We start from the raw sequence: 20,116 nt of genomic DNA, 5'->3' as shown, positions 1-20,116 counted from the left end.
GGAGCATCGATGTGAATCGCCGGCGTCCATGGCTGTCCCGCCGGGCGCGCCGCGCAGCGCCGGCCGCGGCAGACGTCGCGAACAAGGCGCAAGTTTGCTTATCACGCTGCAAAGATGCGCTCTCACCAACTCATGATCGTTGGATATGTTAGTTGGCCATGGCACGATAATTTTCATTGTCTTATCGCCCTGTCCTTGCGATGATCGTTTTGCGCGGGGGGGCGAGTGCCTGGACTCCTCTCCGCACCATCCGACGGATGTCGACCTCCCCTTCGTGGCGGGCGCGGCTTCGCCCAGCTTGAGGAGTCCTAATCATGTCGCACGACGCTCCGGCGCCGCTCTCCACGGCAGCCGAGATACAGCGCTGGCTCACGGAAAGGATCGCGGAGCGGTCCGGCGTGCCGCCGCACTCGATTGATACGAGCTCTCGGTTCAGCCACTGTGGGCTCGACTCCATGGCAGCGACAGCGCTGCTCGCCGCGCTGGGAACGATGCTTGGGCGGCGCTTACACCCTACGTTGATGTGGGAGTATCCCACCATCGAGTCGCTGGCGCGTCACCTGGCCGGGGGACCGAGCGGGTCGACTGTGTCCTCTGCAGCGCAGTCGGCTCATGCAGGAAAGGGATCTTACAATGTCCCGGCCGCCGAGCCTATCGCGATCGTCGGCCTCGCTTGCAGGTTTCCGCAGGCGGCGGACCCGGACGCGTTCTGGCGGCTGCTGCGCGGTGGGGTGGACGCCATCGGGGAGGTCCCCCGGGAGCGGTGGAGCATCGACGCGTATTACAGCGCGGAGCCGGGCGCCCCCGGGAAGATGCGCACGCGCTGGGGCGGGTTCCTGGAGCAGGTCGACCGGTTCGACCCGCAGTTCTTCGATATCTCCCCGCGAGAGGCTGTCCAGATGGACCCTCAGCAGCGGCTGATGCTCGAGCTCTCGTGGGAGTCGCTGGAAGACGCCGGCGTGGCGCCTCGGGGGCTCAAGGGCAGCCAGACCGGCGTGTTCTTCGGCGCGATGTGGAGCGACTACGCGAGGGGGCCTCGCGCCGATATCGAGGCGATCGCCCAGCACACCGCCACAGGGCAGGACCTGAGCATCATCGCTGCGAGGGTGTCCTACGCGCTGGGCCTGCAGGGGCCCAGCCTTCATGTGAACACCGCTTGCTCCTCGTCCCTCGTGGCGGTCCACCTCGCCTGCCAGAGCCTGCGCCTCGGCGAGTGCGACCTCGCGCTCGCCGGCGGCGTGAACCTGATCCTCGCCCCCGAGAGCACCGTGGCGATGTCCAAGTTCGGGGCGCTCTCGCCCGAGGGCCGGTCCAGGGCGTTCGACGCGCGCGCGAACGGCTATGCCCGCGGCGAGGGCGGCGGGGTGGTCGTGCTCAAGCCGCTCTCCCGCGCGCTCGCGGACGGCGACGCGATCTACTGCGTGATCCGCGGGAGCGCCGTCAACAACGACGGGTTCAGCAACGGGCTGACCGCGCCGAACCCGAAGGCGCAGGAGGCGGTCCTCCGCGAGGCGTACGCGCGCGCGGGGGTGAAGCCGGAGGAGGTCGATTACGTCGAGGCCCACGGCACGGGCACGATCCTCGGAGACCCCATCGAGGCGAGGGCGCTGAGCGCCGTCCTGTGCGCGGACCGCCCGCCCGAGCGGCCGCTCCGGATCGGATCGGTGAAGACCAACATCGGCCACCTGGAGGCCGCAGCAGGGATCGCCGGGCTCATCCGCGTCGCGCTCTCGATGCGGCGCCGGGAGCTCCAGCCGACCCTCCATTTCGAGCGGCCCAACCCGCACATCCCGGTCGACGAGCTGCGCCTCGCGGTGCAGCGCGCGGCGGAGCCCTGGCCGGAGCGGGCGTACGGGGAGGCCCTCGCCGGGGTCAGCTCCTTCGGCTTCGGCGGGACCAACTGCCACGTCGTGCTCGAGGGCGTGCGCCACGACGAGACGCTCCTCTTGCCGCTCTCGGCGCCGAGCGCCGGGGCGCTCTCGGCGCTGGTCGCCCAGGTCCACGCGCTCGCCGCGTCGCCCGCCGCGCGGCCGCCGCTCCCCGCGCTCTGCGCCGCGGCCGCGGCGCGGCTCAGCCACGAGGACCACCGGCTCGCGCTGAGCGTCGCTTCTTATGACGCGCTGGACGCGCGCCTGCGCGCCCTCGGCGACGCGGGCGCGCCCACCCGACCCGGCGCCTCGCCCGGCGCCTCGCCCGGCGCCTCGCCCGGCGCGGCGGGCGGCGCGCCGGGCGCGCGGCCGAAGGTCGCCTTCCTGTTCGGCGGCCAGGGGTCGCAGTGGCTCCGCATGGGGCGCGACCTCCTGCGCGAAGAGCCGGTGTTTCGCGCGGCGCTGCTGCAGTGCGACGAGGCGATGCAGCCGCACGCGCCCTTCTCGCTCCTCTCCGCGCTGACGACGGGGAGCCCGCGCCTGCTCGACGCGTCCGACGTCGTCCAGCCGGCCATCTTCGCGATCCAGGTCGCGCTCGCCGCGCTGTGGCGATCCTGGGGCGTCGAGCCCGACGCCGTCGTCGGGCAGAGCCTCGGCGAGGTCGCCGCGGCGCACGTGGCCGGCGCGCTCCGCCTCGAGGACGCGGCGCGGATCATCTGCGCTCGCGGCCGCCTCGTCGAGCAGGCGAGCGGCGCTGGCGGGATGGCCCTCGTGGAGCTCTCCGTCGCCGAGACGGAGCGGGCGCTCGAGCGACACGAGCGCCGCCTCTGGGTCGCCGGCAGCAGCAGCCCGAGCGCCACCCTGGTCTCCGGCGACGCCGGGGCGCTCACGGAGCTCCTCGACGAGCTCGCCGGCCGGCAGGTGACGTGCAGGCGCGTCCGCGTGAACTACGCCTCTCACTGCCCGCACATGGACGCGCTCTGCCCGGAGCTCGAGCGGGCGGTGCAGGAGATCTCACCGCGGCGCGGCGCGACGCCGTTCTACTCCACCGTGACCGGGGCGCGCCTCGAGGGCGACGCGCTCGGCCCCGCGTACTGGGCGCGCAACCTGCGGGAGCCGGTGCTCTTCTCCGCCGCCGTCGAGCGGCTCGTCGAGGACGGCCACGACGCCTTCGTCGACGTGAATCCGCACCCCGTGCTCGCGCACGCCGTCACGGTGAGCCTCGCTCGCCTCGGGCGGCGCGGCCTCGCGGTGCCGTCGCTGCGGCGCGACGAGCCGGCGCGGGCGATCCTGCTCGACTCGCTCGGCGCCCTGTACACGGCGGGCGCGCCCGTCGCGTGGCAAAGGCTGGCGCCGTCCGGCGCCGGCGCGGCGGACGCGCTCGCGGCGTCGCTGCCGTGGCTGGGCGGACCCGAACCGGAGGCGGCCTCGCAGCCGCAGGGGGCGCAGGCGCGCGAGGCGACCCCCGCCGAGCTGCTCGTGCTCTCCGCGCGCGCCCCGGAGGCGCTCCGGGAGCTCGCGGCGTCGATGGCGTCCCGGCTGCGGGCGCCGGGCGGCGCCCTGCTGCGCGACGTCTGCTACACGGCGAGCGTCCGGCGCAGCCATCACGAGCACCGGCTCTCGGTCGTGGGCGCCTCGCGGGACGAGGTGGCCGGCGCCCTCGAGGCCTCGCTGGGCGGGGCGACCCGGGCCGGCGTCGCGCGGGGAGAGGCGCCGCCGGGGCCGCGTCCCAGGCTCGTGTTCGTGTTCTCGGGCCAGGGATCGCAGTGGCCGGGGATGGGGTGGACGCTGCTCCAGGAGGAGCCGGTCTTCCGGGGCGTGGTGGAGGCGTGCGACGCGCTGCTCGAGGCGCGCGCGGGCTGGTCGCTGCTGGACGCGCTGAGCGCGCCCGAGGCCACCTCCCGCCTCCAGGAGACGCAGGTGGCCCAGGCCGCGCTCTTCGCGGTGCAGGTCGCCCTCGCGGAGCTCTTGAGCTCCTGGGGGATCACCGCCGACGCGGTGATCGGGCACAGCGTCGGGGAGCTCGCGGCGGCGCACGTCGCCGGGGCGCTCGACCTGGAGGAGGCGGTGCGCATCGTCCACCACCGAGGTCGCCTGATGCAGCGGGCGACGGGCCTGGGGAAGATGGCCTCCGTCCAGGCCCCGGTGGAGCAGGTCGCGCGCGCTCTCGAAGGGTATGAGGGGCGGCTCGCGATCGCCGCCGTCAACGATCCCGGCTCGGTCGTGCTGTCCGGGGATGCGCCGGCGCTCGCGGAGGTGGTGGAGGCGCTCCGCCGCGGCGGCGTGCACTGCCGCGAGCTGCCGGTGAACTACGCGTTTCACAGCCCGCAGATGGAGCCGTTCCGGGGAGAGCTCCTGAGCGCGCTCGGGACGGTCGCTCCGCGCCGCGCGGCGCGGCTCATGGTGAGCACCGTGACGGGCGGGGGGGTCGGCGGAGAGGAGCTCGACGCGAGCTACTGGGCGCGGAACCTGCGCGAGCCCGTGCAGCTCGCCGGCGCCGTCGATCACGCCAGCGCCGCCGGCCACCGGGTCTTCGTCGAGGTGGGCCCGCACCCCGTGCTCTCGGCGAGCGTGCAGCGATGCCTGTCGGAGCGAGGGCTCGACGGGCTGGTCACCCCGACCTTGCGGCGCGGCCGCGACGGGCGGCGCTGCATGCTCGAGGCGGTGGGCGCCCTGCACGCGCGCGGCTATCCGGTCGACTGGGCCCGGCTCTACCCGACGGGCGGGCGAAGCGTCTCGCTCCCGGCCTATCCCTGGCAGCGGAAGCGGTACTGGCTGGAGGCCCCCGGGGACGCGCGCCGGGGCGAGCAGGCGGGGACCTCGAGCGCGCCGCCCGCGGCGCTCCTGTCGGTGCTGAGCGCGGCGGACGCGGCGGCGTTCGCCGCGCAGCTCGGCCTGCCCGCGGCGCCCTCGGCCGACGAGCTGCGCTTGATCGGCAGGGTGCTCGACGCGCTGCGCGCGAAGGCGGCGGAGGAGCGCGATGTCGCGGAGATCCAGCCGTGGCTTCACGAGCTTTCGTGGCGAGCGGCGCCCCCGGCGTCGCTCCCGGCGCCAGCTTCCAGGCCGGGGCACTGGGTCGTGCTCGTCGACGAGGGGGGCATCGGGGACAGGCTGGCGGACGCGCTCGAGGCGTCGGGCGCGACGTGCTCCCGGCTCCGCCTGGGGACCGCGGTGCGGCGCCTGGCAGAGCACGTATGGACCAGCGACCCCGCGCCGGAGAGCCTCGGGGCGTGGTGGTCGGCGCGCGCGGCCGAGCGCGGCGCGGCGCGCGGGGTGATCCACCTGTGGAGCCTGAACGGCGCGACGCGCGAGGGAGACGCGCTCGGCGCCGCGCTCGAGCGAGGCGTCGAGAGCGCGCTGGCCTTGGTGCAGGCGGCGCTGACGGCGCCGCGCCCGGAGCGGCCGAGGGCGTGGTTCGTGACCCGCGGGGCGGTGTCGGTGGGCTCCGGCGATCCCGTCGCGGCGCCCGCGCAGGCGCCGCTCTGGGGGCTCTGCCGGACCCTCTCGCTCGAGCACCCGGAGGTCTGGGGTGGGATCGTCGACCTGCCGCCGGCTCCGGAGGCGTCCACGGTCCCCGCGCTCCTCGCGCAGGTGCTGGGGGCCGATCCAGAGGACCACGTGGCCCTGCGGCCTTCGGGGCGGTTCGTCCAGCGCCTCGCGCGCTCTGCCAGCGGAGCGCAGTCCGTCACGAAGCCCTGGTCGACGTCGGGCACGGCGCTCGTCACCGGCGGCCTCGGCGCGCTGGGGCGGCGCGTGGCGCGGTGGCTGCTCCAGCGGGGCGCGCGCCACCTGGTGCTCGCGAGCCGCCGCGCTGCGTCCGCCGACGACCGCGCCTTCGTCGCGTCGCTCGAGGCGCTCGGGGCATCGGTGACCGTGGCGCAGGCCGACGCGGCCGACGAGGCCGCGATGGCCGCCGTGCTCGCGGACGTCGACGCGAGGCTGCCCCCGCTCTCCGCGGTCTTCCATCTGGCGGGCGTCCCCGACGAGACGCCGCTCGCCGGGCTGGACGTCGCGCGGCTGCGCCGCGTGATGGCGCCGAAGGTCCAGGGGACGTCGGTGCTCGACCAGCTGACGCGCGGGAGGCCGCTCGACGCGTTCGTCTGCTTCTCGTCGATCGCGGCCGTGTGGGGCTCGGCCAGGCAGGCCGCCTACGCGGCGGCGAACGCGTTCCAGGACGCGCTCGTGCGGGCGCGCCGCGCCGCGGGGACGGCCGCGGTCAGCGTGAGCTTCGGGCCGTGGCGCGACGGCGGGATGGCGACGGGCTTGCTCGCCTCGCTCGAGGAGCGGGGGGTGCGGGCCCTCGGCCCGGACGCCGCCATCGCCGCCCTGTCCCGGATCCTGGGCGGCACGGCGGAGCAGGTCGTCGTGGCGGACGTCGACTGGCCGCGGTTCCGCGCGGTCTACGAGAGCAGCGGAGAGCGCCCGTTGCTCTCGGAGATGCCGCGGGCGCCCGAGGCCGCGACCTCCGCCGTCGAGCGCGCCCTCCTCGACGAGCTCACGGCGGCGCCGGCGCGCGAGCGGCGGCGGATGCTCGCGCGGTGGCTCCAGACGGAGGTCGCCCGGACGCTCGGGTTCGGGGGGCCCGACGAGGTGAGCCCGACCAAGGGCTTCTTCGAGCTCGGGGTGGACTCGTTGATCGCCGTGGAGCTGTGCGGCTCGCTGAAGCGCGCCTTCGGCCTGCCGCTGTCGCCGAGCGTGACGTTCAACCACCCGAACGTCGTCGCGATGACCGACTTCCTGCTCGAGGAGCTCTCGCTGCCCGAGCCGGGCGGCGCGGGCGCGACGGCGAACGCGGAGCCCTCCCGCCCCGCGGCGGCACCCGCGGCCGAGGTCGACGAGGCGCCGATCGCGATCGTCGGGATGGCGTGCCGCTTCCCGGGGGGAGCGGACAGCCCGGAGGCGCTCTGGGAGCTGCTCGCGCGCGGGGGCGACGCCGTGTCGGAGGTCCCGGCGGAGCGCTGGGACGCCGCGGCGTACTACGACCCGGATCCGGACGCGGCCGGCAAGACGTACGCGCGCGAGGGGGCCTTCCTGGCGGAGGCGCCCGACCGGTTCGACGCGCGCTTCTTCGGGATCTCGCCGAGGGAGGCGATCCACATCGATCCGCAGCACCGGCTGCTCCTGGAGATCATCTGGGAGGCCCTGGAGGACGCGGGCGTCGTGCCGGGCGACGAGCCGCTGACGGGCGTGTTCGTCGGCATCGGGCCGAGCGACTACGGCCTGCTGCAGCGGGCGCGCGAGGACCTCGGCGCGCTGAACGCGTACACGCTCTCGGGGACGTTCACGAGCTTCTCCGCGGGGCGGCTCTCGCACGCGCTCGGGCTGGAGGGGCCGAGCATGGCCGTCGACACGGCGTGCTCCTCGTCGCTCACGGCGATCCACCTCGCCTGCCAGAGCCTGCGGGCCGGCGAGTGCCGCGTCGCGGTCGCGGGCGGGGTGCACCTGATGCTGTCCCCCTACCTCTACGTCTACCTGTCGCGCCTCCGCGCGCTGTCGCCGGACGGCCGGTGCAAGACGTTCTCGGCGGGCGCGGACGGCTACGGACGCGGCGAGGGGTGCGGCATGGTCGTGCTGAAGCGCCTGTCCGACGCGGAGCGCGACGGCGATCGCATCCTCGCGGTCGTCCGCGGCTCCGCGGTCAACAGCGACGGCCGCAGCAGCGGCATCACGGTGCCGAACGGGAAGGCGCAGCAGGCGGTCGTGCGCAGCGCGCTCTCGAGCGCGCGGCTCTCGCCCGGCGACATCGACTACGTCGAGGCGCACGGCACGGGGACAGCGCTGGGCGACCCGATCGAGATCGAGGCGCTCGCCGCGGTCTTCGGGGAGGGGCGGCCCGAGGGGCGGCCGCTCCGGGTCGGCTCCGTGAAGACGAACATCGGCCACCTGGAGTCGGCGGCGGGCGTGGCCGGCCTGATGAAGGTGGTGCTGGCGCTCCGCCGCGGCGAGCTGCCGGCACAGCTCCACGCGAGCGCGCTGAGCCCGCACATCCCGTGGGCGGAGATCCCGATCGCGGTGACGGCGGCGGCCGAGGCGTGGCCGCGCGCGGAGCGGCTGCGGCGCGCGGGCGTGAGCGCGTTCGGGATGAGCGGCACCAACGCACACGTCGTGCTGGAGGAGGCGCCCGACGCCCCGGCGCCGCCGGCAGACGAGGAGGGATCCCTGGCGCTGCTGCCGCTGTCCGCGCGGAGCCCCGAGGCGCTCGCCGCGCTGGCCGAGGCCCACGGCCGCCTGCTGCGCGGCGCGCCCGCCGAGGAGGGGGCCCGGCTCGCGGACATCGCGTACACGGCGAGCGTGCGGCGCCGCCATCACGAGTGCCGCGCCGCCGTGGTGGGGCGGTCCCGGGAGGAGCTGGCCGAGGCGCTCGAGGCGTTCGTGCGCGGGGAGAGCCACCCCGCGGTGGCGCACGGGCAGGCGGTGCCGGGGCTCGCGCCCCGCGTCGTGTTCGTGTTCCCGGGCCAGGGCCAGCAGTGGGCCGGGATGGGGCAGCAGCTCCTGCGCGAGGAGCCGGTGTTCCGGGCGGCGATCGAGGCGTGCGAGCCGCTCGTGCAGCGCCACGCGGGCTTCTCGCTGCTGGGCGAGCTCGCCGCGCCCGAGGCGACGTCGCGGCTCGATCGGACCGAGGTCGCGCAGCCGGCGATCCTCGCCGTGCAGGTGGCCCTCTCGGCGCTGTGGAGATCGCTCGGCGTCGCCCCGGACGCCGTGATCGGGCACAGCGTCGGCGAGGTGGCGGCCGCGCACGTCGCCGGCGTCCTGACCCTGGACGAGGCGATCCGGCTCGTCGTCATCCGCGGACGGCTCGCGCAGCGGGCGAGCGGCCACGGAAGGATGGCCTCCGTCGGGCTGTCGGCCGGCGAGGCGGAGCGCGTCCTGGAGGGGTACGAGGACCGGCTCTCGATCGCGGCCATCAACGACTCCCGCTCCGTCGTGCTGTCCGGCGACGGGGCGGCGCTCGAGGCCGTGGTGGAGCGCCTGCAGTGGCGGGAGGTGCCCTGCCGGATGCTGCGGGTCCACTACGCCTCCCACTGCCCGCAGATGGCGCCCTTGCAGGACGAGCTCCGGCGGGCGCTCGGAGACCTCGCGCCGGCCCGCGCCTCGGTCCCGGTGTACAGCACCGTGACGGGCGCGCGCGCCGGGGGCGAGGAGCTCGACGCCGCGTACTGGGCGCAGAACCTCCGCGAGCCCGTGCAGTTCGCGCGGGCGGTGTCGGCGGCGCTGGACGACGGCCACGAGATCTTCCTGGAGGTGAGCCCGCACCCGGCGCTGCTCTCGAGCCTCCAGCAGTGCATCGCGGACCGGGACGCGGCCGCCCACGCCCTCTTCACGCTGCGGCGCGACCAGGAAGATCGACGGAGCGTGCTCCAGGCGCTGGGCGCCCTCTACGCGCACGGCCACCCGGTGAGCTGGGTGCGCCTGTACCCGTCCGGCGGGCGCTGCGTGCCGCTGCCGTCCTACCCCTGGCAGCGGGAGCGGTACTGGCTCGAGGAACGCGCCGCGGATCCCGAGCCGGAAGTACGCCCGGACGCGCTCGAGAGCGCCGACGAGCTGCTCTACGCGATCGAGTGGCACCGGAGGCCGCCGCCGGCGGTCGCGGCGGAGCGCTCGCCGCGGGGCGCCTGGCTCCTCCTGCTCGACCGCGCCGGGACCGGCGCCGAGCTCGCGGCGCTGCTCGAGGGCCGCGGCGAGGCGTGCGTGCGCGTCCTGGCCGGGGAGCGCTTCTCGCGCATCGCGGCGCGGCGCTACGAGGTGAACCCGGAGGACCGCGCGTCGCTCCTCGCGCTCCTCGACGACGCGTTCGGGGACGAGGGCGCGTGCCAGGGCGTCGTGCACCTCTGGGGCCTCGACGCCGGCGCGGCGGACGGCGCGGCGCCCGACGCGCTGGCGGCGGCGTCGCGCGTCGGCGCCCTGAGCGCGCTGCTCCTGGCGGAGGCGCTCGTGCGCAAGGGGTGGCGCGACGCGCCGCCGCTGTGGCTCGTGACCCGCGGCGCGCAGGCCGTGGCCGAGGTCGCCCCGGTGTCCGTGCCGCAGGCGCCGCTGTGGGGGCTCGGCGGCGCGCTCTCGGCCGAGCACCCGGAGCTCCGGTGCAGGCGCGTCGACCTGAGCAAGGCCGCCGCGGCGGGCGACGCCGAGGCGCTCCTCCGCGAGCTCGACGCGGCCGATCACGAGGAGCGGGTCGCGCTCCGCAGCGGCGGGAGGTACGTCGCGCGGCTCGCGCGCGTCGCGCCCGCCGGCGGGGCTGCGAGCAGCGCGCGCTTCCGCGCCGACGGAGGCTACCTGATCGCCGCCGGCCTCGAGGGCTTCGGCCTCTCGCTGGCGCGGTGGATGGTGCAGGAGGGGGCCCGCCACCTCGTGCTCACCGGCGGCGAGGGCGCGGCGGAGGCGGCCCGGGGCGCCATCGAGGCGATGACGGCGGCAGGGGCCGAGGTGGTCGTGGCCCACGCCGACCTGTCGCAGCGCGCGCAGGCGGCCGAGGTCGTGGCGATGATCGAGCAGCGGTTCGGCGCGCTGCGCGGGGTCGTCCACGCGGCGCCGCTGGCTGTTTTTCGAGACGACGCGCACGACGCGCACGACGCGCTGGAGCCGCAGGACCCGCGGCGCAGCTGGGCCACGATGGCCGCCGCGGCGCGCGGCGCGTGGAACCTGCACGCGCTGACCGCGGACAGGCCCCTCGACGTCTTCGTCCTGCGCTCCTCGGCGCTGCCGCTCCTCGGAGCTCCCGGCGACCCGGTCGCCGCGGCGGGCGCCGCGTTCCTGGACGCCCTCTCGCACCACCGGCGCTCCCTCGGGCTGCCCGCGCTGTGCGTCGACTGGGGCCTGCTCGCCGACGAGGCCTCCGCCCCGGGCCAGGACGCCGGCGCCGCGCGCCGGGCGAACCGGGGTATCGGGCTGCTCACGGAGGCCGACGCGCTGGGCGCGCTGGGGCGCCTCTTCGGGGGCGCGCCGGCGCAGGCCAGCGCGCTGAGGTTCGATGTGCGCCAGTGGCTCGAGTCCTACCCGCGCGCCGCCGGGTGGGGCTTCTGGGAGCGCCTCCGCGGCGAGCGCGGGCGCTCGACGACGCCGCGCGCGCCGGGGGCGGCGCACCTCCGCGCGGCGCTCGACGGCGCAGCGGCCGGCGAGCGGCCCGCCCTGGTCGAGCGGTTCGTCCGGGAACAGGTGGCCCGGGTCCTGCGGCTCTCCCCGGCCTCCATCGAGCGGCACGCGCCGCTGAGCAGCCTCGGCCTCGACTCCCTCATGGGCCTGGAGCTGCGCAACCGCCTGGAGGCTGGCCTGGGCTTCGCGCTGCCCCCCACGTTGCTCTGGGCCTACCCGCACGTCGCGGGCCTCTCGGCGCACCTCGCCGGGAAGCTCGGCCCTCTCGCCGGAGCGCGACCCGAGCCGCCGGCGCCGGACGAGACCGCCGCCGGCGCGGCGGCGCGGGCCGCGGCGGCGCTGGCGGGCGAGCCGATCGCCGTCGTCGGCCTGTCGTGCCGGTTCCCCGGCGGCGGCGACCACCCCGACGCGCTCTGGGACGCGCTGAAGCGCGGCGTCGACGCCATCCAGCCCATCCCCGCGACCCGGTGGCCCGCGGACGCGATCCCCGGCGACCTGCCCGGCACGCGCTGGGCCGGGCTGCTCGACGCGGTCGACGGGTTCGACGCGCGCTTCTTCGGGATCTCTCCCCGGGAGGCCACGAGCCTCGACCCGCAGCAGCGCCTCCTGCTGGAGGTGGCGTGGGAGGCGCTCGAGGACGCAGGGCACCCCCCCGAGCGGCTGATGGGCAGCCGCACCGGCGTGTTCGTCGGCATGGCGGCCCAGGATTACCAGCACCGGGTCGCCGCCCTCGACGTGCAGGAGCTGGACGTCTACTGCGCGACCGGCACCTGGGCGAGCACGGCCGCGGGTCGCCTGTCCTACGTGTTCGGCCTGGAGGGGCCGAGCATGACCGTCGACACGGCGTGCTCCTCCTCCCTCGTCGCGCTCCACCTCGCCTGCCAGAGCCTCCGCAGCGGCGAGAGCGATCTCGCGCTCGCGGGGGGCGTCAGCCTGATCCTGTCGCCGCTGACGATGTGCCTCGTCGGCCAGACGCAGGCGCTCGCTCCCGACGGCCGCTGCAGGACGTTCGACGCGGGGGCGAGCGGGTACGTGCGAGCAGAGGGCTGCGGCGTCGTCGTGCTCAAGCGGCTCTCGGACGCGCAGCGGGACGGCGACAGGATCTGGGCGCTCGTCCGGGGCTCGGCCGTCAACCAGGACGGGCGCTCGGCGGGCCTGACGGCGCCGAGCGTGCTCGCGCAGCAGGCGCTCGTGCGGCAGGCGCTGGAGAGCGCTGGCGTCGCGCCGTCGCAGGTGGGGTACATCGAGGCCCACGGCACCGGCACGTCGCTCGGGGACCCGATCGAGCTGCAGGCCCTCGCCGAGGTGCTGGGCCGGCCGCGGCCGGACGGGCTGCCCTGCTGGCTCGGCTCGGTGAAGACCAACCTCGGCCACCTGGAGGCGGCCTCCGGGGTGGCGGGGTTCATCAAGGCCGTGCTCTCGCTGCACCACGGGGCGATCCCGAGGCACCTGCACTTCCAGACGCTGAACCCGAGGATCTCGCTCGAGGGCACCCCGTTCGCGATCCCCGTGGCGGAGGTGCCCTGGCCTCCGGGGGAGGCGCCGCGGATCGCCGGGGTGAGCTCGTTCGGGATCAGCGGGACCAACGCCCACGTGGTGCTGGAGGAGGCCCCGCGGCGCGCCGGCCCGGCTCGCTCCGGAGAGGCCGGCGTGCTGCTCCTCCCCCTGTCCGCCAGGAGCCCGGGCGCGCTGTCCGACCTGGCGGAGGCTTACCGGCGCTTCCTGTCCCGGCTCCCGGCGGAGGCCGAGCCGGACCTCGGGGACATCGCGTACACGGCGAGCGTCCGGCGCGGCCACCACGCGCACCGCCTCGCCCTCACGGGCGGCTCGCGGCAGGAGCTCGTCGAGCTGCTCGACGCCTACCGGCGCGGCGAGGAGCGCGCCGGCCTCGCCCGCGGCGACGCGACCCGAGCGGCGCGGCCCCGCGTGGTGTTCGTGTTCCCCGGCCAGGGCTCGCAGTGGGTGGGGATGGGGAGGCAGCTCCTGCAGCGCGAGCCGGTGTTCCGCGCGGCGATGGCCGCGTGCGACGCGGCCGTCGCGCAGGAGGCGGGGTGGTCGCTGCTGGAGGAGCTCGACGCGGGCGAGGAGCGCTCGCGCCTCGAGCAGATCGACGTGGTGCAGCCGGCGCTGTTCGCGATGGGGGTGGCGCTGTCGGCGCTGTGGCGCTCGTGGGGCGTGGAGCCCGACGCGGTGGTGGGGCACAGCCTGGGCGAGGTGGCGGCGGCGCACGTGGCCGGCGCGCTGACGCTGGAGGACGCGGCGCGCGTCGTCTGCAGGCGCAGCCAGCTGATGGCGCGGCTCAGCGGCCAGGGGGCGATGGCGCTCGTGGAGCTGCCCCTCGCGCAGGCGCAGCAGGCGCTCGGCCCGCGTCAGGGCCGCGTCTCCGTGGCGGCGAGCAACAGCCCGAGCACGACGGTGCTGTCGGGCGAGCCCGGCGCGCTCTCGGAGCTCCTGTCGGAGCTCGGAGAGCGGGGCGTGTTCTGCCGGCGGGTGAAGGTGGACGTCGCGTCGCACAGCCCGCAGATGGACCCGCTGCTCGGCGCGCTGGAGCGGGAGCTCTCGGGGCTCGCGCCGGAGGCGGCGCGCGTGCCGCTGTGCTCCACGGTGACCGGCGAGAGCTGCCGCGGAGACGAGCTCGGCGCCGCCTACTGGGCGCGGAACCTGCGCGAGCCGGTGCTGTTCTCGAGGGCCGTGGAGCGGCTCTCCGAGGGCGGGCCCGCGCTGTTCATCGAGATGAGCCCGCACCCGGTGCTCGGGCCCGCCATCGACGAGGGGCTGCGCGCGCACGGGCGCGGCGGCGCGGCGCTCGCCTCGCTCCGGCGCGAGCAGGACGAGGCGAGGGCGCTCCGCGAGTCGCTGGGCGCGCTCTACGCGCGCGGCTACCCCGTGGACTTCCGCCGACAGCACGCCTCGGGCGGGCGCTGCGTGCCGCTGCCGTCCTACCCCTGGCAGCGGGAGCGGTACTGGATCGAGGGCAGCGCGACGGTCGCCGGCGCGCTGCGATCCCTCGCTCCCCTCGCGTCCCCGGCCCCGCCGGACCTCGCCGAGGAGCTGCTGTACGAGGTCGCGTGGGAGCGCAGCGCGCCCGCGCCGGCGCCGGCGAACGACGCCCGGCCGCGCTCGCCGCGCGGCGCCTGGCTGCTGCTGGCCGACCGGAGCGGCCTCGGCGACGAGGTCGAGGCGCTCCTGCGCCGCCGCGGCGACGCCTGTGTTCGCGCCGTCGCCGGGGAGCGCACCGCGCGCCTCGCGGAGGGGCTCTACGAGCTCGACCCCAGGGACCCGCTGGCGTTCCGCTTCCTGCTGGACGACGCGCTCCGCGGCGGCCCGGCGCTCCGGGGCGTCGTGCACCTCTGGAGCCTGGACGCGGCGGCCCCGGACGCGACCACGGCGGAGACGCTGGAGCGCGACCAGCACCTCGGCAGCCTGAGCGCGCTGTTCCTCGCGCAGGCGCTGCTCCGCGCGGGGTGGCGCGACGCGCCGCGGCTCTGGCTCGTGACCCGCGGCGCGCAGGCCGTCGCGGGGTCCTCGCCGGTGTCGGTGTCCCAGGCGCCGCTGCTCGGCTTCGGCCGGGTGCTCGCGTCCGAGCACCCGGAGCTCCGGTGCGCGCGCGTCGACCTGAGCCCCGCGCGCGAGCCGGACGAGGCGTCCGCGCTCCTGCGAGAGCTCGACTCGAGCGACGACGAGGACCAGGTGGCGCTCCGGCCGAGCGGGCGCCACGTCGCGCGGCTCGCGCGCGGCGCGGCGTCGGCGATCGGGCGCACGGCCGAGCGCGCGGTCGACCTCCGGCCCGACGGCAGCTACCTCATCGTCGGAGGCCTCGGGGGGCTCGGGCTCGCGCTGGCGCAGCGGATGGTGTCCCGGGGCGCCCGCCACCTCGTGCTCTCGGGTCGCAGCGGCGCTTCGGAGCCGGCGCGGCGCGCGATCGAGGCGATGCAGGCGGAGGGCGCGCAGGTCGTCGTGGCCCAGGCCGACGTGTCGCAGCGCGCCGAGGTCGCCGGGCTCCTGGCGACGATCGCGCGCGGCGCGCCGCCGCTCCGCGGGGTCGTCCACGCGGCCATGGTGCTCGCCGACAGCACGGTGCTGGAGCAGAGCCCCGAGCGCTTCTGGAAGACGATGTCCCCGAAGATGCACGGCGCGTGGCACCTGCACGAGCTGACCGCCGACAGGCCCCTCGACTTCTTCGTGCTCTACTCGTCGGTGGCGTCTCTCCTCGGCGCCCCGGGCAACGGGAACTACACCGCGGCAAGCGCGTTCCTGGACGCCCTCGCGCACCACCGCCGCTCCCTCGGGCTGCCCGCGCTGAGCGTCGACTGGGGCCTCTTCTCCGACGCGGGCGTGGTGGCCAGGCAGTCCGAGATCATGGGCCACGTCGGCCACCGGGGCCTGGACGGCCTCACGGCGGCCGAGGGGCTGAGCGTGCTCGAGCGCCTCCTCACGACCGACCTGGCCCAGATCGCGGTCGCGCGCTTCAACGTGCACCAGTGGCTCGACTACTACCCGAGCGCCGCGCGCTCTCGCTTCTGGGACAGGCTGCGCAAGGAGCGCGCCCGCCTGGCGTCGAGCGTCGAGGAGATCGTCCGGATCCGCGAGGTGCTGGAGACGGCGCGGCCGGAAGAGCGCCGCGCCTTGATGGAGCGGCACCTGACGGAGCAGCTCTGCCGCGTGCTGCGCATGGCCATCGCCGACGTCGATGCGCTCGCGGTGTTCCAGAGCCTCGGGATCGACTCGCTCATGACCCTGGAGCTCCGCAACCGGCTCGAGTCGGGCCTGGGGCTCAAGCTCCCCGCGACGCTCCTGTTCACCTACCCGAACATCGCGTCCCTCGCCGAGCACCTGCTGCAGCAGCTCGCGATGGATGACGCGCCCCCGCAGGGCGCGAGCGGGCCCGCGCCCGCCGCGCTGCCCGACGATCTGGACCACCTCGCCGGGAGCGCGCTGCTGAGCCTCCTCGACGAGGAGTTGATGCTCGCCAGCGAGAGGAAGATAGGATGAGCACACAGGCCATCGACTACGACGCCCGCCTGCGGCAGGCGATCGCCACCATCCGGGAGCTGCGCGCGGAGCGCGACGCGCTCGTGCGCGCGAGGACCGAGCCTGTCGCGATCATCGGCATGGCCTGCCGGCTCCCGGGCGGCGCCACGACCCCGGAGGCGCTCTTTCGCCTCCTCGAGGAGGAGGTGGACGCCGTGACGGAGGTCCCCGCCGAGCGGTGGCGCCTCGAGCCGACCCCGGGCGCAGCCGCGGATCCGGCGTCGCGCGCCGTGCGTTACGGCGCGTTCCTCGCGGACGTGGACCTGTTCGACGCGCGCTTCTTCGGCATCTCGCCCCGCGAGGCCGAGCTCATGGATCCGCAGCAGCGCCTCCTGCTCGAGGTGGCCTGGGAGGCCCTGGAGCGCGGCGGCCAGGTCCCGGAGCGCCTCGCGGGCAGCAGCACCGGGGTCTTCCTGGGCATGAGCACCAACGACTACGCCCACCTGTGCGGCGCGTTCGACCCCGAGGCGCAGCACATCCACGCCGCCACCGGCAACTTCTTCTCGTTCCCGGCGGGCAGGCTGTCGTACACGCTCGGGCTCCAGGGGCCCAGCCTGACCGTCGACACGGCGTGCTCCTCGTCGCTCGTGGCGGTCCACCTCGCCTGCCAGAGCCTGCGCAGCGGCGAGTGCTCGCTCGCCCTGGCGGGCGGGGTCAACCTCCTCCTGTCGCCCGTCACGATGCGGCTGGTCGCCACGACGGGGGCCCTCTCGCCCGACGGCCGGTGCAAGGTCTTCGACGCGGGCGCGAGCGGCTTCGTGCGCGGCGAGGGGTGCGGGCTCGTGCTCCTGAAGCGGCTGAGCGACGCGCTGGCGGACGGCGATCCCATCTGCGCCATCCTCCGCGGCTCGGCGGTCAACCAGGACGGCCGCGGGGCGGGGATGACCGCCCCGAGCGTCCTCGCCCAGCAGGCGATGCTGCAGAAGGCCCTGGAGAGCGCCGGCGCGAAGGCCTCGGACATCGGGTACGTCGAGACCCACGGGACGGGCACGTCGCTCGGCGACCCGATCGAGGTCGAGGCGCTCGCGCAGGTCGTGGGGCGGCCGCGCGAGAGCGGCGCGCCCTGCGTCCTGGGAGCGCTGAAGTCGAACATCGGGCACCTCGAGGCGGCGGCCGGCGTGGCGGGGCTCATCAAGGCGGCGCTCGTCCTCCAGCGCGGCACCATCCCGGCGAACCTCCACTTCCGGGCGCTCAACCCGCGCATCGCGCTGGAGGGCACGTCGCTCGTCATCCCGGCGCGCAAGCTCGCCTTCCGCCCGGACAGCCTCGCGGGCGTGAGCGCGTTCGGCCTGAGCGGGACCAACGCGCACGTCATCCTGGAGGCGCCGCCGCCGAGCGCCGAGGTCCCCGCCGGCGACGCGCGCGCCTCGCTCCTGCCGCTCTCCGCGAAGACCCCGGAGGCGCTCCTCGCGGCGGCGCGCTCGCACCGGGACTTCCTCCGGGCGCCCGTCGCCGGCGCGCCGCCGGGGCTCGCGGACATCACCTACACGGCGAGCGTCCGGCGCGGCCACCACGAGCACCGGCTGGCCGTCGTGGGGAGCTCCCCCGAGGAGCTCGCGGCGTCGCTGGACGCCATCGTCCGCGGCGAGCCGCCGCGGGGCGCGAGCCGCGGCGTCGCGCCGCCGAGGGCGCGGCCCCAGGCGGTCTTCGTGTACGCTGGGCAGGGCTCGCAGTGGATCGGCATGCACCGCGAGCTCTTCGCCGAGGAGCCGAGCTACCGCGCGGCGCTCGAGGCGTGTGACGCCATCGTGCGGCGCGACGCCGGCTGGTCGTTGCTGGAGGAGCTCGAGGCGCCCGAGGAGTCGTCGCGCCTGAACGAGACCGAGGTGGCTCAGCCTGCGCTCGTCGCCGTGCAGGTGGCGACGACCGAGCTCTTCAAGTCCCTCGGCGTCACGCCCGGCGCGGTCGTCGGTCACAGCGTGGGAGAGATCGCGGCCGCGCACGTCGCAGGCGCCCTCACGCTCGACGAGGCCGTGCGGCTCTCGGTCCTGCGCGGGCGCCTGATGCAGCGGACCAGGGGGCGCGGGAAGATGGCCTTCGTGGCGCTTCCGGCCGAGGAGGCGGCGGCGCGCGTCCTCGAACGGCACGGGGATCGGCTCACCATCGCGGCCGTCAACGACCCGCGCTCGGTCGTGCTCTCGGGCGAGGAGGCGGCGCTGCTCGACGCCGTCCAGCGCCTGCGCGGCGAGTCGGTCGACTGCCGGCTGCTGCCCGTGAGCCACGCGTTCCACAGCCCGCAGATGGCGCCGCTCCAGCGCGAGCTCCTCCACGCGCTCTCCGGGCTCGCCCCGCGGCGCGCGACGTCCTCGATGTTCAGCACGGTGACCGGCGCCCGCGTCTCGGGCGACGAGCTCGACCCGGCCTACTGGGCGAGGAACATGAGGGAGCCGGTGCGGTTCTCGACCGCCGTCGAAGCGGCGGTGGCCGCGGGGTACCGGACCTTCCTGGAGGTCGGCCCCCACCCCGTCCTCGCTGGTCATCTCAGGCAGTGCCTGCTCGAGCAGAAGGAGCAGAAGGCCGAGGGGCACGTGCTGTTCGCGCTCCGGCGAGGGGAGGAGGCGCGGCGCTGCCTGCTCCAGTCGCTCGGGGCGCTGTACACGCACGGCCACCCCGTCGACTTCCGGCGGCTGCACCCTCACGGAGGCCGCTGCGTCTCCCTGCCGACCTATCCCTGGCAGCGCCAGCGGTACTGGACGCAGCGGGACACGTCCGCCGCGCGCGACGGCGCGCCTGCGCCGGCGGCGCCGCGCTCGCCTGCGCCGGCGGCGCCGCGCCCGGCGGCGGCCTCGGCCTCGGCGGAGGCGTCGATCGACGGCGCGCTCGTCGCGCAGCTCGAGGCGGCCACGGCCGACGGGCGGCGCCGGCTGCTGGCGCGGTGGCTGCAAACGTCGGCGGCGCGCACGCTCGGGCTGCGCGATCCCGAGGAGGTCGACCCGGACCGGCGCCTCGACGAGCTCGGGCTCGACTCGCTGCTCAGCCTGGAGCTGCGCGGCCACATCGAGCGGAGCCTCGGGGTCAGGCTGTCCGTCAACCTGCTCTTCGCGTACCCGACCCTCGCCGCCCTCGTCGAGCACGCGCTGGACGTGCTGCGGCTGCCCGCTCCCGCGACGAGCGATCCCGAGGGGGGCGGCGCGCCCCGGCGCTCGCTGCTCGTCCCGATCCAGCCCGAGGGCAGCGGGGCGCCCTTCTTCTGCGTGCATCCGTTCGGCGGCCCCGTGCTCTGCTACGCCGAGCTCGCGCGCCGCCTGGGGACGGCGCGTCCCTTCTACGGCATCCAGGCGAGAGGGCTCGACGACGACGCCGAGCCCGACGACCGGATCGAGGTCATGGCCGCGCGTTACATCGAGGCCATCCGCGCGGTCCAGCCGTCAGGCCCCTATCTCCTCGGCGGCTGGTCGCTCGGTGGCCTCGTGGCCTTCGAGATGGCCAACCAGCTCGACAGGGGGGGCGAGCGCGTCGCGCTCCTGACCCTGATCGACGGGTACACCGCGGTCCACAACACCCCTGAACGCAGGCGCTGGCAGCTCGTCGAGTCCGCGAGGATGATCCTGCCCGACAGGTCGGTTGACGAGCTCGGCGAGCTCGACGAGGACGCGCTGACCGAGCTCGTCCTCGACGGCGCGGCGCGCGGCGGCGCGCCCGGCTTCACGGGCGCGGTGAAGCGGCTCGCGGCGGCGCACGGCCGGTCCGTCCGGTCTTACGCGATACCGTGTTATGCGGGCCGAGTGCTCTATCTCCGGTCTGCGCAGCAGCCGGCGGAGTGCCCCTTCGGCGTGCCGCCGGAGCCGTACGGCACTCTCTACCAGCCCATCGGCGGGCTCTCGTCGCAGCCCATCGAGATCCAGGAGGTGCCGGGATCCCACTACTCGATGCTCCGGGAGCCCCACGTCAGCACGCTCGCGGAGCGGCTCAGGGAGCGTATCGTCGCGGCGGATCCCCGCGCGTGAGACGCAGGACGGCGCGCAGGGCGGCGCCGGCGCTGCGCCCTCTGGGGCCAGCGCCCGGCGTCGAGAGCACGTCGGCGCACAGGCCGTGCTGCTGTGACCTCGCGATCGAGCTCTGACCACCCATGGCGCGCGCCGCGCTCGCGGTTTCGTCGTGGCGAGCACTACACATCGCGTTCGAGTTGG

At 75.9% G+C, this 20,116-nt stretch carries 2 protein-coding genes; both read left to right on the top strand.

The genetic code is table 11. The features are described from left to right. Positions 1-314 precede the first annotated feature (314 nt). Complete coding sequence (locus WME85_RS39360; protein ID WP_437828569.1) at positions 315-15,947, top strand: SDR family NAD(P)-dependent oxidoreductase; 15,633 nt, start codon at positions 315-317, stop codon at positions 15,945-15,947. After that, on the top strand, positions 15,944-19,933 hold the full coding sequence (locus WME85_RS39355; RefSeq protein WP_437828567.1) for a type I polyketide synthase: 3,990 nt from the start codon (positions 15,944-15,946) through the stop codon (positions 19,931-19,933). The genes WME85_RS39360 and WME85_RS39355 overlap by 4 nt, the downstream gene beginning before the upstream one ends. Positions 19,934-20,116: the final 183 nt, after the last annotated feature.

Origin of the sequence: Sorangium sp. So ce1153, from assembly GCF_051521595.1 — a bacterium.
GTDB lineage: Bacteria > Myxococcota_A > Polyangia > Polyangiales > Polyangiaceae > Sorangium.
This window is presented reverse-complemented; position numbering and strand designations above follow the sequence as displayed.